The sequence below is a fragment of the Chitinophaga fulva genome (assembly GCF_012927205.1).
Taxonomy (GTDB): domain Bacteria; phylum Bacteroidota; class Bacteroidia; order Chitinophagales; family Chitinophagaceae; genus Chitinophaga; species Chitinophaga fulva.
In genome coordinates this window covers 3,298,324-3,314,645 of the sequence record NZ_JABBGC010000001.1, presented here as the reverse complement: position 1 = coordinate 3,314,645, position 16,322 = coordinate 3,298,324, and the positions used below count along the sequence as shown (strand labels likewise).

Annotated in this window: 14 protein-coding genes; 8 read left to right on the top strand and 6 right to left on the bottom strand. The window is 50.1% G+C overall.

The genetic code is table 11. The features are described from left to right. Positions 1-18: 18 nt before the first annotated feature. Together HHL17_RS13500 and HHL17_RS13495 are read right to left on the bottom strand one after the other, a co-directional pair. Positions 19-903, bottom strand: coding sequence for a DUF58 domain-containing protein (locus HHL17_RS13500; RefSeq protein ID WP_206155980.1), 885 nt, complete (start codon positions 901-903; stop codon positions 19-21). 5 nt (positions 904-908) lie between these two features. After that, positions 909-1,892 (bottom strand): AAA family ATPase, encoded by a 984-nt coding sequence (locus HHL17_RS13495; RefSeq protein WP_206155979.1) that lies wholly within the window; start codon positions 1,890-1,892, stop codon positions 909-911. A gap of 175 nt (positions 1,893-2,067) precedes the next feature. Here HHL17_RS13495 and HHL17_RS13490 point away from each other — a divergent pair, with 175 nt between their 5' ends. Further along, a complete protein-coding gene (locus HHL17_RS13490; RefSeq protein WP_206155978.1) occupies positions 2,068-2,664 on the top strand; it encodes a DUF4159 domain-containing protein in 597 nt (198 codons plus the stop codon). 12 nt (positions 2,665-2,676) lie between these two features. Here HHL17_RS13490 and HHL17_RS13485 read toward each other — a convergent pair whose 3' ends face one another. Continuing rightward, positions 2,677-3,741 (bottom strand): hypothetical protein, encoded by a 1,065-nt coding sequence (locus HHL17_RS13485; RefSeq protein WP_169225229.1) that lies wholly within the window; start codon positions 3,739-3,741, stop codon positions 2,677-2,679. A 1,057-nt stretch (positions 3,742-4,798) separates the two neighbouring features. On the opposite strand from HHL17_RS13485, the gene HHL17_RS13480 reads away from it, so the two are divergent. After that, positions 4,799-7,798 (top strand): SusC/RagA family TonB-linked outer membrane protein, encoded by a 3,000-nt coding sequence (locus HHL17_RS13480; RefSeq protein WP_169225228.1) that lies wholly within the window; start codon positions 4,799-4,801, stop codon positions 7,796-7,798. An 11-nt stretch (positions 7,799-7,809) separates the two neighbouring features. Beyond that, a complete protein-coding gene (locus tag HHL17_RS13475) occupies positions 7,810-9,285 on the top strand; it encodes a RagB/SusD family nutrient uptake outer membrane protein (RefSeq protein ID WP_206155977.1) in 1,476 nt (491 codons plus the stop codon). 48 nt (positions 9,286-9,333) lie between these two features. Here HHL17_RS13475 and HHL17_RS13470 read toward each other — a convergent pair whose 3' ends face one another. Continuing rightward, complete coding sequence (locus HHL17_RS13470; RefSeq protein ID WP_169225227.1) at positions 9,334-10,494, bottom strand: aldose epimerase family protein; 1,161 nt, start codon at positions 10,492-10,494, stop codon at positions 9,334-9,336. Positions 10,495-10,656: 162 nt separating this feature from the next. On the opposite strand from HHL17_RS13470, the gene pepE reads away from it, so the two are divergent. From pepE to HHL17_RS13455, 3 genes are read left to right on the top strand one after another with little or no spacing between them, the layout of a single operon-like run. Next, positions 10,657-11,364: a dipeptidase PepE gene (gene pepE, locus HHL17_RS13465; RefSeq protein WP_169225226.1), complete on the top strand. Its 708-nt coding sequence runs from the start codon at positions 10,657-10,659 to the stop codon at positions 11,362-11,364. 40 nt (positions 11,365-11,404) lie between these two features. Beyond that, positions 11,405-11,995: a TetR/AcrR family transcriptional regulator gene (locus HHL17_RS13460; RefSeq protein ID WP_169225225.1), complete on the top strand. Its 591-nt coding sequence runs from the start codon at positions 11,405-11,407 to the stop codon at positions 11,993-11,995. A 6-nt stretch (positions 11,996-12,001) separates the two neighbouring features. Beyond that, complete coding sequence (locus HHL17_RS13455; protein ID WP_168869028.1) at positions 12,002-12,340, top strand: hypothetical protein; 339 nt, start codon at positions 12,002-12,004, stop codon at positions 12,338-12,340. Between the two features lie 83 nt (positions 12,341-12,423). Here HHL17_RS13455 and HHL17_RS13450 read toward each other — a convergent pair whose 3' ends face one another. Continuing rightward, on the bottom strand, positions 12,424-13,752 hold the full coding sequence (locus HHL17_RS13450) for a DEAD/DEAH box helicase (RefSeq protein ID WP_169225224.1): 1,329 nt from the start codon (positions 13,750-13,752) through the stop codon (positions 12,424-12,426). Positions 13,753-13,790: 38 nt separating this feature from the next. Further along, positions 13,791-14,732, bottom strand: coding sequence for a DUF6528 family protein (locus HHL17_RS13445; protein ID WP_169225223.1), 942 nt, complete (start codon positions 14,730-14,732; stop codon positions 13,791-13,793). 34 nt (positions 14,733-14,766) lie between these two features. On the opposite strand from HHL17_RS13445, the gene HHL17_RS13440 reads away from it, so the two are divergent. Together HHL17_RS13440 and HHL17_RS13435 are read left to right on the top strand one after the other, a co-directional pair. After that, positions 14,767-15,228 (top strand): hypothetical protein, encoded by a 462-nt coding sequence (locus HHL17_RS13440; RefSeq protein WP_169225222.1) that lies wholly within the window; start codon positions 14,767-14,769, stop codon positions 15,226-15,228. A 56-nt stretch (positions 15,229-15,284) separates the two neighbouring features. After that, the gene (locus HHL17_RS13435; protein WP_169225221.1) at positions 15,285-16,259 is read left to right on the top strand and encodes a DUF6268 family outer membrane beta-barrel protein; all 975 of its coding nucleotides are present in this window, start codon (positions 15,285-15,287) and stop codon (positions 16,257-16,259) included. Positions 16,260-16,322 lie beyond the last annotated feature (63 nt).

Sequence of the window (16,322 nt, the reverse complement as noted above, 5' to 3'; positions counted from 1 at the left end):
TGCTATTTTTTTATTTTGTTATTTTCTTATTTTATTACGCTGGTTCAGAAAGTCGCGCAGGGCCGTATCCAGTGGCTCCTGCAAAAGGAGTTGCCGGTAATAGATACGTCGCTGCAACAACTGTGTACGCAGGTGATCGTTGTATTGTTCAAGCTTTGAAGGATAGTCGGTATCTGCTATGCCCGTCAGTTCCAGCCGTTGACCTGTCTCCAGGTCCTCTACCGCGTCGTAGCCACGGAAATCGCCGCGGCGTTCTTTGTCTCCTAACAAATGAAACACGAGTATCTCATGTCCCAGGGCAGATAAGGTTTGCAACAGCGTGGTGATTTCATTTGATTGTTCATAGTAATCAGTAATGAATACCAGCAACTGCCGGTTATGCGGGCCACTGAAGAGATCACGGTAATGGGCTGGCTCCGTAAAAGTGCCGCCGGGCTGTATTTTCTCCAGCTGGTAATACAGGCGGGCCATGTGTTGCGCCTCTCTTCTGGCGGTCATTGTCAGCAACCGGCCATTATGTAAAACTGCCAGTCCTGCTGCATCGCCCTGCAAGTGAGCCAGATAAGCGAGAGAGGCTGCCAGGTAACGGGCATAATCTATTTTGGAAATACCGTCTTCCGTATGTAACATGGAATTGCTGGCATCTATCAAAAAACTGATGTCGATGCTGGTTTCCATTTCTGATTCGCGGATATAATACCTGTCGGAGCGGGCATACATTTTCCAGTCGAGCCAACGAAGATCATCTCCCGGCTGATAGCTGCGGTACTGGCTGAATTCCAGCCCTGCCCCTTTCACTCTGCTGGCATGCATTCCGGCCATAAAACCATCGACCGCTGTTTTAGCAGCGAGCGGCAGGTCTTTGATGGCCAGCAATACTTTCGGGTCCAGCAGGTTGCTCATAATGATCAGGATAAGCGGGTGGCCGTTCGTTCAACTTGTTGTAACAGTTTCTCTGTGACTTTATCGGGATGCACTCCTTCCGCTTCCGCTCTAAAGTTCATAAGGATGCGGTGACGTAAAACGGGATAAGCCATCGCGGTGATATCAGCGGTGGTAACAGCATAGCGGCCTTGCAGCAATGCGTGTGCCTTGGCGGTGAGGACCAGTGCCTGTCCGGCCCTGGGACCGGCGCCCCAGCGCACCCATTCTTTTACATAGTCGACAGTGGTCGTATCCGGACGGGTATTACGTACCAGCCGGCTTACCCAGGATACCAGGTCCGCATCGATGGATACTTCCCGTACCAGTTGTTGTAATTGTTTGATATCATTGGCATCCAGCACCGGTTGCACGTCAACTTTACGAGTGCCGGTAGTTCCTGTGAGGATAGCGGTTTCCTCCTGTTCAGTCGGATAACCTATTTTGACGTACAGCAGGAAACGGTCCAGCTGCGCTTCAGGCAAGGGATAGGTACCGGATTGTTCTATCGGGTTCTGGGTGGCCAGGATAAAAAACGGCCTGTCCAGTGCGTAGGTTTGCCCGGCATAGGTGACTTCAAACTCCTGCATTGCCTCCAGCAGCGCGGATTGCGTCTTGGGTGGCGTACGGTTGATTTCGTCAGCTAATATAATATTGGCGAATAAGGGGCCTTTGTTGAACTTAAAAAACCTTTTGCCTGTAGCATGATCTTCTTCCAGCACTTCCGTGCCGATGATATCAGTGGGCATGAGGTCGGGGGTGAACTGTATCCTGCGGAAAGACAAGTGCAATGCCTGTGACAGGGTGCGGACCATCAATGTTTTTGCCAGTCCCGGCACGCCTTCCAGCAGGCAATGGCCGCCGGCCATCATGGCTACCAGCACTTCATCCAGCACGGCTTCCTGGCCAACAATAACTTTTCTGATTTCCTCTTTAAGCAGCGGTAATTTCTCCAGCAATTGTATACCCATTTGATTTCTTTCTGATTTTGGCATCGGGTTATTAAATTTCCCGCAGGTTTCTTCTCACACAAAATAACCAAATAATAAATTAGTAAATAACGAAATAAAAATATGAAATTGAAGAAAAATTAGACTGACGGCAACAGCCAATGATAAACGCATGCAAGGGAATACATTTACATTTGTGAGATTAAGATACCGGTCGGGCGACTGGGACACTGATCAGCGGATGCCTTCCAACCTGCTCAATTCACTGATTGAGTATACCACCATCCCGGTGGCCATGCAGGAGAAGGTGATAGATCTCAGCAGCAGCGAGCTGTTTCAATATCCGTTTTGTTATCTCAGCGGGCATAAGCTGGTACAGTTTGACGCAGCAGAAGCGGCCAACTTCAAACAGTATGTCAACAGGGGCGGCTTTGTTTTTGTGGATGATTGCAACCACGATATCGACGGACTGTTTGCCCGTTCTTTTGAAACACAGATGGCGCAGTTATTTGGGGCACATGCCTTAAAAAAAATCCCTTCCACCCATGCCGTCTACAACAGTTTCTTCAAATTTGAAAAGGGGCCGCCCAATACTTCCTTTGAGCTGAACGGCTGGGGCGATGACCTGGTGCACGATTACCTGAAAGCCATTGAAGTGAATGGCCGTATTGGCGTGTTGTACAGCAATAAAGATTACGGCTGTGAATGGGATTATGATTTCCGGAACAAACGTTTTCTGGCAGAGGACAATACGAAGTTTGGCGTGAATATTATCGTGTATGCGTTGCAGTAGCCGCGATGACCATCAATCGTCCGCCATATGTGCGGAAGGCAGATGCCAGGTCGTATGGCCTTCGGTGGTATCGACAATGACCGGTGGTATGAATTTGGGTCGTGGCGGCAGTTTCTCACCGGACATTAGCCGGACAATTATTTCCTTGTCTCCCTGCGAAATGGAAGACTCTCCACAAAGGAGCGCAGCTATCATAATCAGGGGATCATGTATTTCTTTTTTGGACATGTCCAGGTCCTCACTTTCATCGCTTCCAAATAATGACTGAGTAGGATGAAATAACGGCGTAGTATATACGATACCCGCTTTCAACACACGTTTTTCCATGAAGCCACCGGAAAGTTCGCGGGCAAGCGCCGCTTCCGGGTCTTCAACAGCAGCGCTCTTTACCAGTTGCTCGTAACGTCTCTCTATATTGTGCTGCACCACACCGAAATAAATACAGAAGCAGGTAACGATCATCAAAGATATGCCGGCCCCCAGCAGGAAGGCCCAACGATATCGGCTGTTTTGCCAAAGCATATACCTGATCGTCCGCCAGTTATACCAGGTCAACGCCAGGGGGGCAAATACCGTTAGCGAAATACCAAAAACAAAAGCAGCCATTAACGCAAACGGGTATACGGGACCCAGATATATAATCAGGTACAATAAAATCCAGGTAGTGATGCCTAATACAAAAGCTTGTATTTCCCTAAAACGCGCTGACATATCATCGAAGTAAGACAACAGGAAGGTATTCAACCATATCAGCAACAATGCAATGGCATACCACCCTGCTGACGATGCAAATGCATGGTACATGGTATTGTTCACCCATAGCGCCGAAAGCATGTACATACAAAGCCATACAGCTGCTATTTTCCGCCTGAGCGGACATCCCCGTTTTAACCCTTTCAGGATGGCAGCTACCACCAGCCAGATAACATTTGCCACCGTCAGGAATACTATTTCTCTCTCCAGCCCATTTTCGTTCCATAAATAATAGTACAACCCCAAAAAGGCTAAATAAGCAGCTAACAAGAGAAGGCCAATACGGTAAATAACGAGCAGCGTGCCCGAGGGATATTCATTCATACTAACAGGATTACAAAATCCAAAGTTATAGAAAGTACTTTGTATTTCAAAGCGATCTTTCATGTTGATGTTTTTACAAGGTTGGAGTTAGGAGAAGGTTTTGGCGGAGAGAAAGGTTTTGGCGGATGGCCAGTAATGGTATGAGGCTGGATAAATGTATAGATATAGATAACTATTGTATACGGAAACCACTAACATTATATGAGCATGATAAGAAACAGCACAGCTACTGCACCATCATAGCAGGGAAAATTACAGCATGCAAAAAGAAACGTATCAGCAACGCTTGCGCAACAGTTGACGGATAAGCCAAAGGACCTGAGGCTGAATACCGAACGGATAAATACTTAAAGATTCCTGGGACAGGCGTAAAGCACACGTGAACATATCACCTGTTGTGAATAAACCCATCCTAAAGCTGAGCAAAACTTTCCTGACTTTCATTGAACATATTCAGTAAAAAATATCCCCTGGCTGCATGCGGCAATAGTGGAAACAGTCTGGTATCGGCGCTCACAGCGAACGTGTACCATGAAATTCAGCTCCATGGCAGGCAGCCTGATGTTTTTCAGCCAACTGTTAATAGATAATTAACATGCTGTAACCTGTTGAGAAAAAACTATACACTTAATTTACATAATTCATTAACTTGTTTTAAAACCAAACAGCATCGACCAAAAAAGAAAAACCAACAACTGTATTTTCCATTAAGATTTTAGCGCTTGCATTTTTAGAGAGATGTTAAAGCGGTCCTCTTTAGCTAAATCGATATAGTTAAGGCGCAGGCAGTGTAGTGGAGTTCACGGGACCAGGAAAGCGCTTGTAACGATAACCTAACGGGGCCGGTTATGTGAAAACGTATCAATGCAAACCTTTGCCAAAAAACTAAACCTTATTTATCCCAAAGTATAAAAGACCAACTGCCTGACAGAACGATCCATCATAACGCTTACAAACAGTTTTCATTCACCGCTCATTTCAATTCATTATGAAGTTTTCCTTTCTTAGAAAAACGGGCTTTTTGCTGGCCTTTCTCTGCGCAATCACCGCAGTGGCCATGGCACAAAGAACGATCACCGGCAAAGTAACCGGCGCCACTGACGGTCAGGGCCTGCCGGGCGTGACCATCACCGTGCCTGGTACCAGCACCGGCACCAGCACTGATGCCAACGGCGTGTATAAGTTACCGTTACCCGCCACGGCACAAACGCTGACCTTCTCCTTCCTGGGCTACGAGGCACAGACCATCACCATCGGCAACCGGGACGTGATCAACATCGCGCTGCAATCCACCAGTAAAGGGCTGGGCGAAGTAGTGGTAGTAGGCTACGGCACCCAAACCCGCCGTGACCTCACCGGCACCATCTCCTCCGTAAAAGGCGCCGACATCAAAAACCTGCCGGTCAGCGATGCTGCCCAGGCCATGCAGGGCCGCGTTACCGGCGTAGACATCGTACGGTCCGACGGACAGCCCGGCAGCGCCCCCAGTATTCGTATACGCGGTACCGGTACCATCAATAACGCAGAACCGCTGGTCATCATAGACGGTGTACCTGCCGGAGGCCTCAGCGATATCAACCCTAATGACATCGCTTCCATGGAAGTGCTGAAAGACGCCTCCTCCTCTGCTATCTACGGTACACGGGCGGCCAACGGCGTCATCATCATCACCAGCAAAAAAGGTAATTACGGTGAAAAACTGAAAGCATCCGTGAACGTATACAAAGGCGTATCCAATGCTATCCGCTACATTCCACTGCTTACCGCACCCGAGCTCGTGATGCTGAAAAAAGAACGTTACACCAACGACGGCAAACAGATAGATCCCATCTGGAACGATCCCTATTATGCCCAACAGCGTACCGACTGGCAGCGCGCCCTGCTCGGCTCCGGCCAGGTGACCAACGCCGATGTGAGTCTCCGTGGCGGCAACAGCAGTTCCAACTATCTCTTCAGCGCCGGCTACTACGATGAAAAAGGCATTATTCAAAACACCTACTTCAAACGGTACACCGTACGCATCAATTCTGAACATAAACTAGGCAAACGTTTGAAAGTCGGTGAAAACCTGCAGCTGACCTACCGTCAGAATGAAGGCTTCGACACCTACTCTTCCCAGACGGGCCTTATCTTCAGCGCCCTGCGTTTTAATCCGGCCATCCCGGTATTCAATCCGGACGGCAGCTACGGCTCCTCCAAAGCCAGCAATGAACTGGGAGATATCAACAACCCTGTCTTTACCGCACAAACCACCGACGGATGGGCGAAGAACTACCGCATGCTGGCCAACGTATATGCAGAACTGGAAATCCTGGACGGCCTTACCCTTCGTGGCAACTACGGTTATGACGGCAGCATCTACAACCAGTCCAACTTCGTACCCAAAGTACTGGACCAGACGCGTGCCCGTGACCGCGCCCAACTGTGGAACCGCAGCGAGTCCAACAGCTCCCAGCTGAGTGAAGTGTTTCTTACCTATAACAAATTTTTCCATCAGCACCACGTTACCTTCACCGGCGGTTACTCCCAACAGGAAGCCAAAGGTTACTTCTTTAAGGGCGAACGCTGGGGCTTTGCCGACGAATCACCGGACGTACGGGTGCTCGACAACGGCAACGAAATCCATGACGCCAGCGGCAACTTCAACCCGCAAAATGCCATCGCATCAGGCTTTGTAAGAGGATTCTACGGCTTCAAGGAAAAGTACCTGCTCACCGTTACCTTCCGTGCCGACGGGTCCTCCCGCTTCGCACCAGGCAAACGCTGGGGCTACTTCCCCGCTTTCTCTGCCGGATGGCGCGTTTCGGATGAAACATTCTTTAAAGACAACGTGAAGTTCGTCAGCAACCTGAAAATCACCGGCGGATGGGGCCAGCTGGGCAATCAGAATGTACGCGATTTCCAATACCTCGCACCGGTGAACAAAGACAGGCGGTACAACTTCGGCGAAAGTCCCTATGTAGGCATATGGAATTCCCGTCTCGCCAACCCCGGCATCACCTGGGAGAAAGCCGAAATGACCAACATCAGCCTGGAAGCCGGCTTCTTTGAAAACAGGCTGAATGCAGTCATCACCTGGTTCAATAAAAACACCAAAGACATGCTGGTGCCCGCCGCAGCCATGGACCTGCACGGCACCGCTGCTATCCCTGACCAGAACATCGGTCAGCTGAACAACAAAGGATGGGAGCTGGAAGTCAGCTACCAGGGCGGCAACGAAAAGTTCCGTTACAACCTCTCCGCCAATGCGTCCTTTATCAAAAATACCGTTACCCGGCTCTATGAATCCGGCTCCTATATCTCCTCTACCAACTACGGCCGGCAAAACCAGGAGATATCACGCACCTACGAAGGACAGCCGCTGGCGTCTTTCTATGGCTGGAAAACAAATGGTATCTATCAAACCCAACAGGAAATCGATGGTGATCCTTATATCGCCAAAGATCCCAACAAAGGAAACATCAAACCCGGTGATGTACGTTTTGTGGACATCAACGGTGATGGTATCATCAATGAGCTGGACCGTACCAACCTCGGTGATCCCAATCCGCGCGTAGTATATGGTTTCCAGGCTGGCGCACAGTATAAAGGATTTGACCTGAGCCTTTCCTTTGCCGGTGTAGGCGGCATAAAACTGTACAACGCCGATAAAATGCAGGGCATGGACCCCACCTACCCGTACAACATGTATGCAGAAGCGCTCCAGCGCTGGCATGGCCCCGGCACCAGCAACAGCGTGCCACGCATGAGCCTCTCCAGTGACAACAGCAATAACCGCACTTCTGACCGTTTCGTGGAGAAAGGTGATTACCTCTCCCTGCGTAATATCGCACTCGGCTATACGATTCCGTCTAAAGTATGGGGCCGTACAGGCATCTCCGATGTACGGGTATACGTAGCCGCGCAGAACCTGTTTTTCCTTACCTCCTACTCCGGGCTTACTCCGCAACTGGGTTATAATGATGACACCAAAGACGGAAACAAACAACGCGGCGTAGATGTGGCCGCCTATCCGCAGGCAAGAACATTCACCTTTGGCGCTACGCTCAACTTCTAAAACTGACGACCATGCAATCAATGAAATATATACTGCTGGCCGGCCTTACCGCCGCCACCTTTTTATCCGGCTGTAAAAATGTGCTGGATGTACAGCCTCAGGGCAACTTCACCACCGGCAACTACTGGCGCAACCAGGACCAGGCCGTAGAAGGCATCACCGGTATTTACAACATCCTGTTGGAAGAAGATTTTACCGGTTTCAATGAATTTGTTTTTGATAACTGTTCAGATGACCAGGTACGTGGTGGCGACCATGATTATGATGACGCTATCGAGGCATTCACTTACGACGCCTCCACGCCTACCGTGCGTGCCGGCTGGCGATGGAAATATGAAACCATCAACCGCGCTAACAGTGCGCTGATCAATATTCCGAAGATCAGCAGCATCGACGCCGCCATCAAACAACGTTGCCTCGGAGAGGCTCATTTCCTCCGCGCTTTCGCTTATTGGCGCCTGTTGCTGATATATGGAGAAGTGCCCATCATCACAGAAGATGATGTGACGAAAGTCAACTATAACAAACCAAAAGTCAGCTCCGATGAACTGCGCAAACAGATAGAATCCGATCTGTTGCTGGCCGCAGACGAGCTGCCGGAAACCTATAGCGAAACCGATAAAGGCCGTGCCTGCAAAGGTTCTGCATGGGGCCTGCTGTGCAAGCTGTATATGGAATGGGGACAACTGGACAAGGCCATCGCCGTAGGCAACAAAGTCATCAACAACGCCAACTATGCATTGGCGCCACGGTATGCCGATAACTTCAGCGTAGCTACCGGCAATAACTCCGAGATGCTGTTCGCCGTGCAGAGCGTTGACGGGGCTGGTTACTCTGACTTCGTCACTTACCATGCACCCCGCAAATGGAACGGCTGGAGTTTCTTCTATCCCACCAAAGCGCTGGTAGATGAGTTTGAGGCAGGTGATCCCCGGAAAGAAATCTGTATCATGGCCCCTGGCGACAAGGTTAATGTGGGCACCGGCATAGAAACCGCTACAGCAGACCTTTCCTGGTCCGGTTATCACTACAAAAAATTCTGTGCGTGGAAACCTTCCGGAGGTCTTAACTATTCGCTTAAAACCCCGCTCCTGCGCAGCGCGGACATCTATCTGCTGGTGGCAGAAGCGAAGATACGGCTCAACGGCCCCGGCGCCGGCGATGCTGAAATACAGGCTATACGCACCCGTGCCTCCGCCGCCTTACCAGCAGTGCATAATGCCGGTATGAAAGAACTGATGCATGAACGGCGGGTAGAGCTGTGTGGAGAAAACGAAAGGCAGCAGGACCTGCTGAGATGGGACAAAGCGAAGCTGGTTGACATTGTGGCCATCAACAATCAGCCCAAGCTGGCTTATGATGGTACGGAGATGAGCAGAGGCGGATCACCGCGCAAATTTATACGGCCTAAACATTATTATTTCCCGATGCCGCAAACGGAAATAGATAAGAGCAAAGGTACGCTGGTACAGAATCCTAACTACTAAAAACAAACCGGTGTTGCAGCATATGGCCGCAACACCGGTTTTGTTTTATTATTTGGTGGAGAATTTATACACCGTTGTTTGTTCGTACGTTTCTCCCGGTTTCAGGATCACCGTGGGGAAATCGGACTGGTTAGGGGAGTTAGGGAAGTGTTGCGCTTCCAGGCACAGCCCCGCATGTTGCACATATTTTTGTCCGCCGCGGGTATTAGACAACGTACCGTCCAGGAAATTACCTGAATAGAACTGTACGCCCGGCTCCGTCGTGGACATCTCCATAAAACGTCCGCTGGCAGGGTCATAGAGCGTAGCTACCGGTTCCAGGTTGCCCGCTGCTTTGTCGAGCACAAAGTTGTGGTCGTATCCTCCTTTCACCGCAGCGATGTCTTTTCCTACTTTTTTAGGCGCAGTAAAATCCATTATGGTGCCTTTCACCGGTTGCAGTTGACCGGTGGGGATCAGTTTATCATTCACCGGCGTATAGCGGCTGGCTTTCAGTTCCAGTTCCTGGTTCAGGATGGTGCTGTCTTTTCCGCCGGAGAGGTTAAAGTAGCTGTGATTGGTGAGGTTCACCGGTGTAGCTTTGTCAGTGGTAGCGGTATAATGGATCTTCAGTGCATTATCCGGCATGAGCGTGTATAACACCGTCGCTTTCATAGTGCCGGGATATCCTTCTTCCCCGTCCTTGCTGGTATATTCCAGCTGCAGAGAGCTGTCGCCCGATTGTGCGGCAGACCATATCACCTTATCAAAGCCTTTAACACCACCGTGCAGCGTATTGCCGTGATCGTTAGGTGCCAGCGAATAGTCCTTACCATCCAGTTTGAATTTGGCATTCGCGATACGGTTAGCATACCGGCCTATCAGTGCGCCAAAGTAAGGCTGCCCTTTTTGCTGGTAGCCGCTGAGCGAGTCGTAAGACAATACCACATTGGCTTTCTGTCCTTGTTTGTCTGGCGCCATGATATCTGTGATGATACCACCATAGTTCAAAATTTTAACTTCCATACCGGCAGCATTGCGGAGGGTGTATTGCAACACCTCCTGTCCGTCTGCTTGTCCATAAGCATGAGCAGTAGTGGCGGTAATAGCGGCGGCTGTATCTGTGCCGGTCTTACTGCTTTCTTTAGGCGCGTTTGTCCCATTGCAGGCGCCCAACAGGGCAGCGCCTGAGATCATCAGGGCCGAGAGCCCCCTGAGGTTGATTTCCATAACGTATATAAGGTTAAGTGAATAGTATCGTTAAATATCGTGATAATTAGGGAAAAGAAGAAATAGGGAGATGTTAATCATGATTAATCAGCTTTCTGCTTCGGGATAAGCCTGTTTTTCTCCGCCTGAACCCTTAATTTTGGCCTTCGAGAAAAACGTTATATGAAGCATATTGTCCTGGCCAGCACGTCTACCCTTTATGGAGAAGGTTATCTGGCTTATTTACAACCGGTGATGCAGACATTGTTCGCTGGTGTCAGTGAAATTATTTTTGTGCCTTTTGCCCGTCCGGGTGGCATTTCCCATGATGAATACACCGCAAAAGCCGCAGCGGCCTTTGCACCGTTACAGATACAGGTGAAAGGGCTGCATACTTTTGCTGATCCTGCTACGGCCATCCGTGAGGCACAGGGGTTCTTTACCGGTGGTGGCAATACTTTCCTTCTGGTGAAAGAACTGCTGGAACGCGGACTGATGGACAAACTGAAAGCTGCCGTGGAAGAAGGGCGTCCGTATATGGGATGCAGTGCCGGCAGTAATATCGGCGGCGTTTCCATGCAAACGACCAACGATATGCCGATCGTGCATCCGCCTGATTTCCGGACGATGGGACTGGTGCCTTTCAACCTGAACCCGCACTACCTCGATCCTATCCCCGATCTGCCACATATGGGCGAAACACGCGAAACACGTATTAAAGAGTTCCATACCCAGCATGCCACGCCGGTACTGGGACTGCGCGAAGGCGGCTGGATACTGGTAAAAGGCGATATCATCACGCTGGAAGGCAGGCCCACTGCCCGCATATTTGAAGCCGGTAAAGCGCCTTATGAAGTAGATCCCGGCAGCAGTCTGAATTTTCTTCACTAAAATATAAAACGAACGGTTATTCGCTTATCTTTGTGGCGTTATGCGTGTAAAAGACGAGCAAAAAGCCGCCCTTATCCAGGAAAAGGCCATCGAAATGATCGTGCACGAAGGTTTCGATGGCCTTAGTATGCACAAACTGGCCAAAGCGGTCGACATATCCGTATCTACGATATACATCTATTTCAAAAACAGGGAAGACCTGCTCAACCAGCTGTACATCGATGTGATGGCGGTATTTGTCCGCGAAACGCTACAGGACTTTGATCCGGAAATGGACTTTGAAGCGGGCCTCTGGCTGCAATGGGTCAACCGTTACCGTTATATCCGGCAGTATCCGCTGCACTACCTGTTTTCCGAGCAGTTCCGTCACTCGCCGCTGATCCGCCATCCAGCCATCGGGAAAGATGCATTCAGGCAAGCGATGCAGCAGTTTACGGCCAATGCCATACGCCGCAAACAGATCGCCGATCTTCCGGTAGAAGTATACTGGGCGCTGGCTTACGGGCCATTTTATACGCTCGTCGGTTTCCATGTGCATAACAACCCTTTCTTCGACAAACCGTTCAAGTTGAGCGAGGCTGTACTGAAACAAACTTTTGAACGGACGATCTTATCATTAAAAATTGTTTAACCCCTTATGACAACTACTTTATACCGCCCCGTAGGAGAAGCAGAACTGCTGCTGATCGAACAATCCGGCTGGAAACGTTTTCCTCCCCGCCTGCCGGAGCAACCCATTTTCTATCCTGTTATGAACGAAGCATATGCCGTTCAGATCACCACCGAATGGAATGTGCCCGCTTATGGCAAAGGCTACGTGACCCGCTTTGAAGTCAATACTGATTTTCTGAAAGCTTACCCGGTGCAGAACGTCGGTGGCGTTATTCATGATGAATTGTGGATACCGGCAGAAGAGCTGGAAGCCATGAATGACAATATTGTGGGGCTGATTGAGGTAACGCACCGGTACGAGTAAGTCCAAAGAATCCGCTGTTGCCTTTTTGCCGGCGACCAAAAAATAAAAAGGCCGGAATCACTTCCGGCCTTCTGCTATCATAATTATTTAGCTACTTCAATCTTCACTTTCTTGTTCTTTATCCGCTCGTCTTTAATCAACTGCAAAAGATGAGAGGCCTTTGATTTCACGACAGCCACAAAAGAGAAGAAGTCCTTCACCTCTATCAATCCCACATCTTCTTTCTTCAGCATGCCTTTTTTGGTAAGAAAGCCGACGATATCAATTTTATTGACTTTGTCTTTTTTCCCTGCGGAGATGTACAGCGTAGTCCATTTGGGCTTCTGCGGCAGGACAGCCGTCTCCGGTAGTTCGATGGTTTCTATGTCTTCAGTCACGTAAGGCATCAGTTTCTCATCTGGCGCAAGGATGACGATGGCGGTGCCGCTGGCTTCCATTCTGGCGGTACGACCGTTACGGTGCGTCCAGCTGTCTTCTGTATGCGGCAGGTGGAAATGCACGATATAGCGGATATTGGGGATGTCCAGTCCGCGTGCGGCCAGGTCGGTGGTAACGAGAACGTTAACGGTACCGTTGCGGAACTTGCACAGGGCCGCGTCGCGGTCGCGCTGTTCCATGGCGCCGTGGTAGAACTCGTTGAGGATACCTTTATCGCTCAGCATGGTGCTGGTGCGTTCCACCGCATCGCGATGGTTGCAGAACACAATGGTGGAGCGGTTCCCATGGTGGCAGATCAGGCGGAAGAGCGTATCTACCTTGTCATTTTCCGGCGACAGCACCTGTTTGTAGGTCAGCCGGGCTTGTGGCGTGCCATCTTCCGGCAGGAAGTTCAGTTTCTGCGGCTCGTTCAGCTGCACGAAGTCGGGAATCTCTACCGCTTCGGTGGCGGAGGTGAGTATCCTTTTCTTCACATTCGGCAGTGATTCGACGATGAAGCCTACTTCTTCCTGGAAGCCCAGTTCGAGGGTTTTATCAAACTCATCGAGCACCAGCGTCTGGATGGTATCGGTGGTGATATTGCCTCTGCGGATATGATCGCCGATACGGCCAGGGGTGCCTACAATGAGGGCTGGTGGCTGTACCAGGTTGTTTTCTTCTGTTTCCCGGAGGTGGCCGCCATAGGTGGCCGTGATTTTATGGCCGGTGCCCATCAGTTTAAACACTTTTTCTATCTGTAACGCCAACTCACGGGAGGGCACTACGATCATAGCCTGTGTTTTTTTCAGGTCCGGGTCCAGCCGGTCGAGCACGGGCAACATGAAGGCAAGGGTTTTACCGGAGCCGGTGGCTGACAACAGGATAACGTCCTGCTGTTGCTGGTTGGCGGCTACAGATGCCTCCTGCATTTCGTTGAGCGCGTCGATCTTAAGATTGGAAAGAATATTTCCTAATGAGTATGTTCCTTTATGCATTTGCGGCAAAAGTACGAAAATAAAAATTGGGGCTGCTTTTACCGTGCCAATTCACTAAAAGGGTCCGGCAATACCCAGCGGGCCTTATAAATCTTCAGCCCTGCCTGTATAAACACCCGTTTTCCCTGTGCATCCAGTACTTCGTCCGTCCACCAGGACACTTTGGGCTTGCAGACGATCACCGGGTACCCCAGGGCTGAAGCCCTGGGCTGTGCCGGGCCGGAGGATACACTTTTGATATTTTCCTGTATCACCGGTGCGGGAGATAGTTGCCGGGTATTGACATCAAACCGATAGACATGGGTGGTATTGGTCAGCCACAGGCTGTTGGTGCCATATTCCGGGTACAGGTCATGCGCTTCCGTACCGGGCAACAGCATACTGGTATCACGCAACAGGTCCGGCGCCGCGCGGTCGTAGTTGTAACGGTACACGATCATACTGTCCATAGCGGCCGTCCACAGCCGCTTGTGTGCCGCGTCCCATACCACATTATGCCCAAAGGCCACCGGTATCTTTTTCGTATAGGCATTGGCATTATATCCCGTAGTATCCGTTTTAAACAACATCAGGTAGTTGCCCGTGCTGGAAGCACTGACGATATTGCCATCCGGCAGGATGGCGGCGGAATGGGTATTCCCGCCAGCATAGCCGTAGAAGACCGTCTTTTTATCAGCGATGCGGATGAGCGCCACGCCGCCACCGGAGGCGGTCATGAGGATATATTTCCCTTTGTGAACCGCTTTGGCTTCGCTGGGATTGTTGAACCATTTTACATGTTCCGGCAGCACGCCGCACAACGCAGGTTTCCATTCCCAGATAATTTTCCCGGAATCCACATCGGCAATAGCGATGCGGTGCTCCGCCTGTTCAGCCAGTACGATACAGCGCTGGCAGCCGGCAGCAGCCGTGTCCGGCGAGGCAGCACACATCCCCCGTAAAAAAAATAACAATAGGAAAACAGGCAGAAATTTGGTCATTTGGTTACTTTTATTTTTCAAACGTCTAAATTTTATGAAAACACTTCCATTCTTTTTGTTACTGGCCGCCGTGGTCACTTCCTGCAGCCAGTCGGGCAACCAAGCTAATAAAAATACCGACAGTTTAAAAACTGAGATGATCAGCGGCAACAGCGACGCCTGTTTCCTGAAGACCACCGGCAAAGACAGCGTGCTGTTACAGGTACACATACAAGATACCAGCATCAACGGAGACCTTAGCTATCGTTATTTTGAAAAAGATAAAAACACCGGCACCATCAGCGGCAGCATCCGCAATAATATTATCCATGCACAATACACTTTTATGAGCGAAGGCGTACAAAGCACACGCCCCGTTGTGTTCAAACTGCAGGATGACAAAGCCTATGAAGCGGTGCCTGACAGCATTAATCCCGAAGGCATCCCCGTTTTCGCCGGTAATGATGCTGCGCTCAAATTTGATGTGGAGCCTCTTTCAAAAATTTCCTGCAAGTAAATAGGGGTAGATAAGAAGTAAGGTGTCGATATCGAAACTGAATATTTTTTTTCGATATGGTACACCTACTTTCCAGCATTCAGACACGGCTTATTAAAAAGCCGGTCCTTAACAAACCTGCTTATTGGCTGCTGCCGGGCCTTTTACTATTGGCCGGCAGTGCCAGAGCGCAGCTGGGCGCCAGCAGTCTCAATGGTCCGGGTATCGCCATCAATGCCGATTATCAGCCTTCCAGTCATTATATCCGTCCGGAAGATTCCCTCAAAATGCCTGCTACTACTGTACAACGCCGTTTCACACTGGGAGCGGGTTTCACGCTCTCACAAAAGATAGATACCACCACTGGCAAGATGCGTATGTGGAACCTTGGCGTAATGGGCACTTACACCAGTTTTTCCAATAAGGACTACGAACAGCATGTGTTCCCGAAAGAGTTGTTCGGCGGGGAAATAGCGCTGCAACATATGCGTACGCTCAATCCCAAATGGAGCCTGATGGGCATGGTGTCTGTAGGATTATATACCGACCTGGAGAAAATCACCTACGAAGATGTTTTTATCACCGGCGGTGTGATCTTCATCCGCAAAATCAACCGCAAACTAAACCTTGGCGTGGGCGCCGCCCTCACCAACAGTTTCGGTACTCCCATGATACTGCCCGCCCTGCTGGTACAGTGGCGCACCGGCAACAAGTTCAGGGTAGATATCAACTTCCCCGAAAAAATCAGTGTCAGCAGTTCCCTCAACAAATACGACGACCTGGCGCTCGCTTTCCGCTTCAACGGTGGCGCTTATGATGTGGAAAACAGAAAAGACGGTAAACGCCTGATGGGCTACCAGGAAATGAGCCTGGGCCTGGAAAACACCCTTCATCTCAGCAAAAAAATTGACTTCAATCTCGCCGGTGGCACGGTGCTATTGCGCTCCGTTACCTTCAGGGATAAAAAGATATCTGATATATTCTCTACCCGTCCGGAACACCGGCTGGCAACGAATCTGTATATCAGCGCAGGTATCCGTTGCAGGTTTTGATTTTCCGGAGATGTGAAAAAACGAAAGAGGCTGCCTCTACCGAGACAGCCTCTTTGCTGGCTA

Excerpts from the sequence above, each read along its gene's own strand:
- HHL17_RS13500 (WP_206155980.1), bottom strand. The coding sequence starts at position 903 with ATGAGCAACCTGCTGGACCCGAAAGTATTGCTGGCCATCAAAGACCTG.
- HHL17_RS13495 (WP_206155979.1), bottom strand. The coding sequence starts at position 1,892 with ATGGGTATACAATTGCTGGAGAAATTACCGCTGCTTAAAGAGGAAATC.
- HHL17_RS13485 (WP_169225229.1), bottom strand. The coding sequence starts at position 3,741 with ATGAATGAATATCCCTCGGGCACGCTGCTCGTTATTTACCGTATTGGC.
- HHL17_RS13480 (WP_169225228.1), top strand. The coding sequence starts at position 4,799 with ATGGCACAAAGAACGATCACCGGCAAAGTAACCGGCGCCACTGACGGT.
- HHL17_RS13475 (WP_206155977.1), top strand. The coding sequence starts at position 7,810 with ATGCAATCAATGAAATATATACTGCTGGCCGGCCTTACCGCCGCCACC.
- HHL17_RS13470 (WP_169225227.1), bottom strand. The coding sequence starts at position 10,494 with ATGGAAATCAACCTCAGGGGGCTCTCGGCCCTGATGATCTCAGGCGCT.
- pepE (WP_169225226.1), top strand. The coding sequence starts at position 10,657 with ATGAAGCATATTGTCCTGGCCAGCACGTCTACCCTTTATGGAGAAGGT.
- HHL17_RS13460 (WP_169225225.1), top strand. The coding sequence starts at position 11,405 with ATGCGTGTAAAAGACGAGCAAAAAGCCGCCCTTATCCAGGAAAAGGCC.
- HHL17_RS13455 (WP_168869028.1), top strand. The coding sequence starts at position 12,002 with ATGACAACTACTTTATACCGCCCCGTAGGAGAAGCAGAACTGCTGCTG.
- HHL17_RS13450 (WP_169225224.1), bottom strand. The coding sequence starts at position 13,752 with ATGCATAAAGGAACATACTCATTAGGAAATATTCTTTCCAATCTTAAG.
- HHL17_RS13445 (WP_169225223.1), bottom strand. The coding sequence starts at position 14,732 with ATGACCAAATTTCTGCCTGTTTTCCTATTGTTATTTTTTTTACGGGGG.
- HHL17_RS13440 (WP_169225222.1), top strand. The coding sequence starts at position 14,767 with ATGAAAACACTTCCATTCTTTTTGTTACTGGCCGCCGTGGTCACTTCC.
- HHL17_RS13435 (WP_169225221.1), top strand. The coding sequence starts at position 15,285 with ATGGTACACCTACTTTCCAGCATTCAGACACGGCTTATTAAAAAGCCG.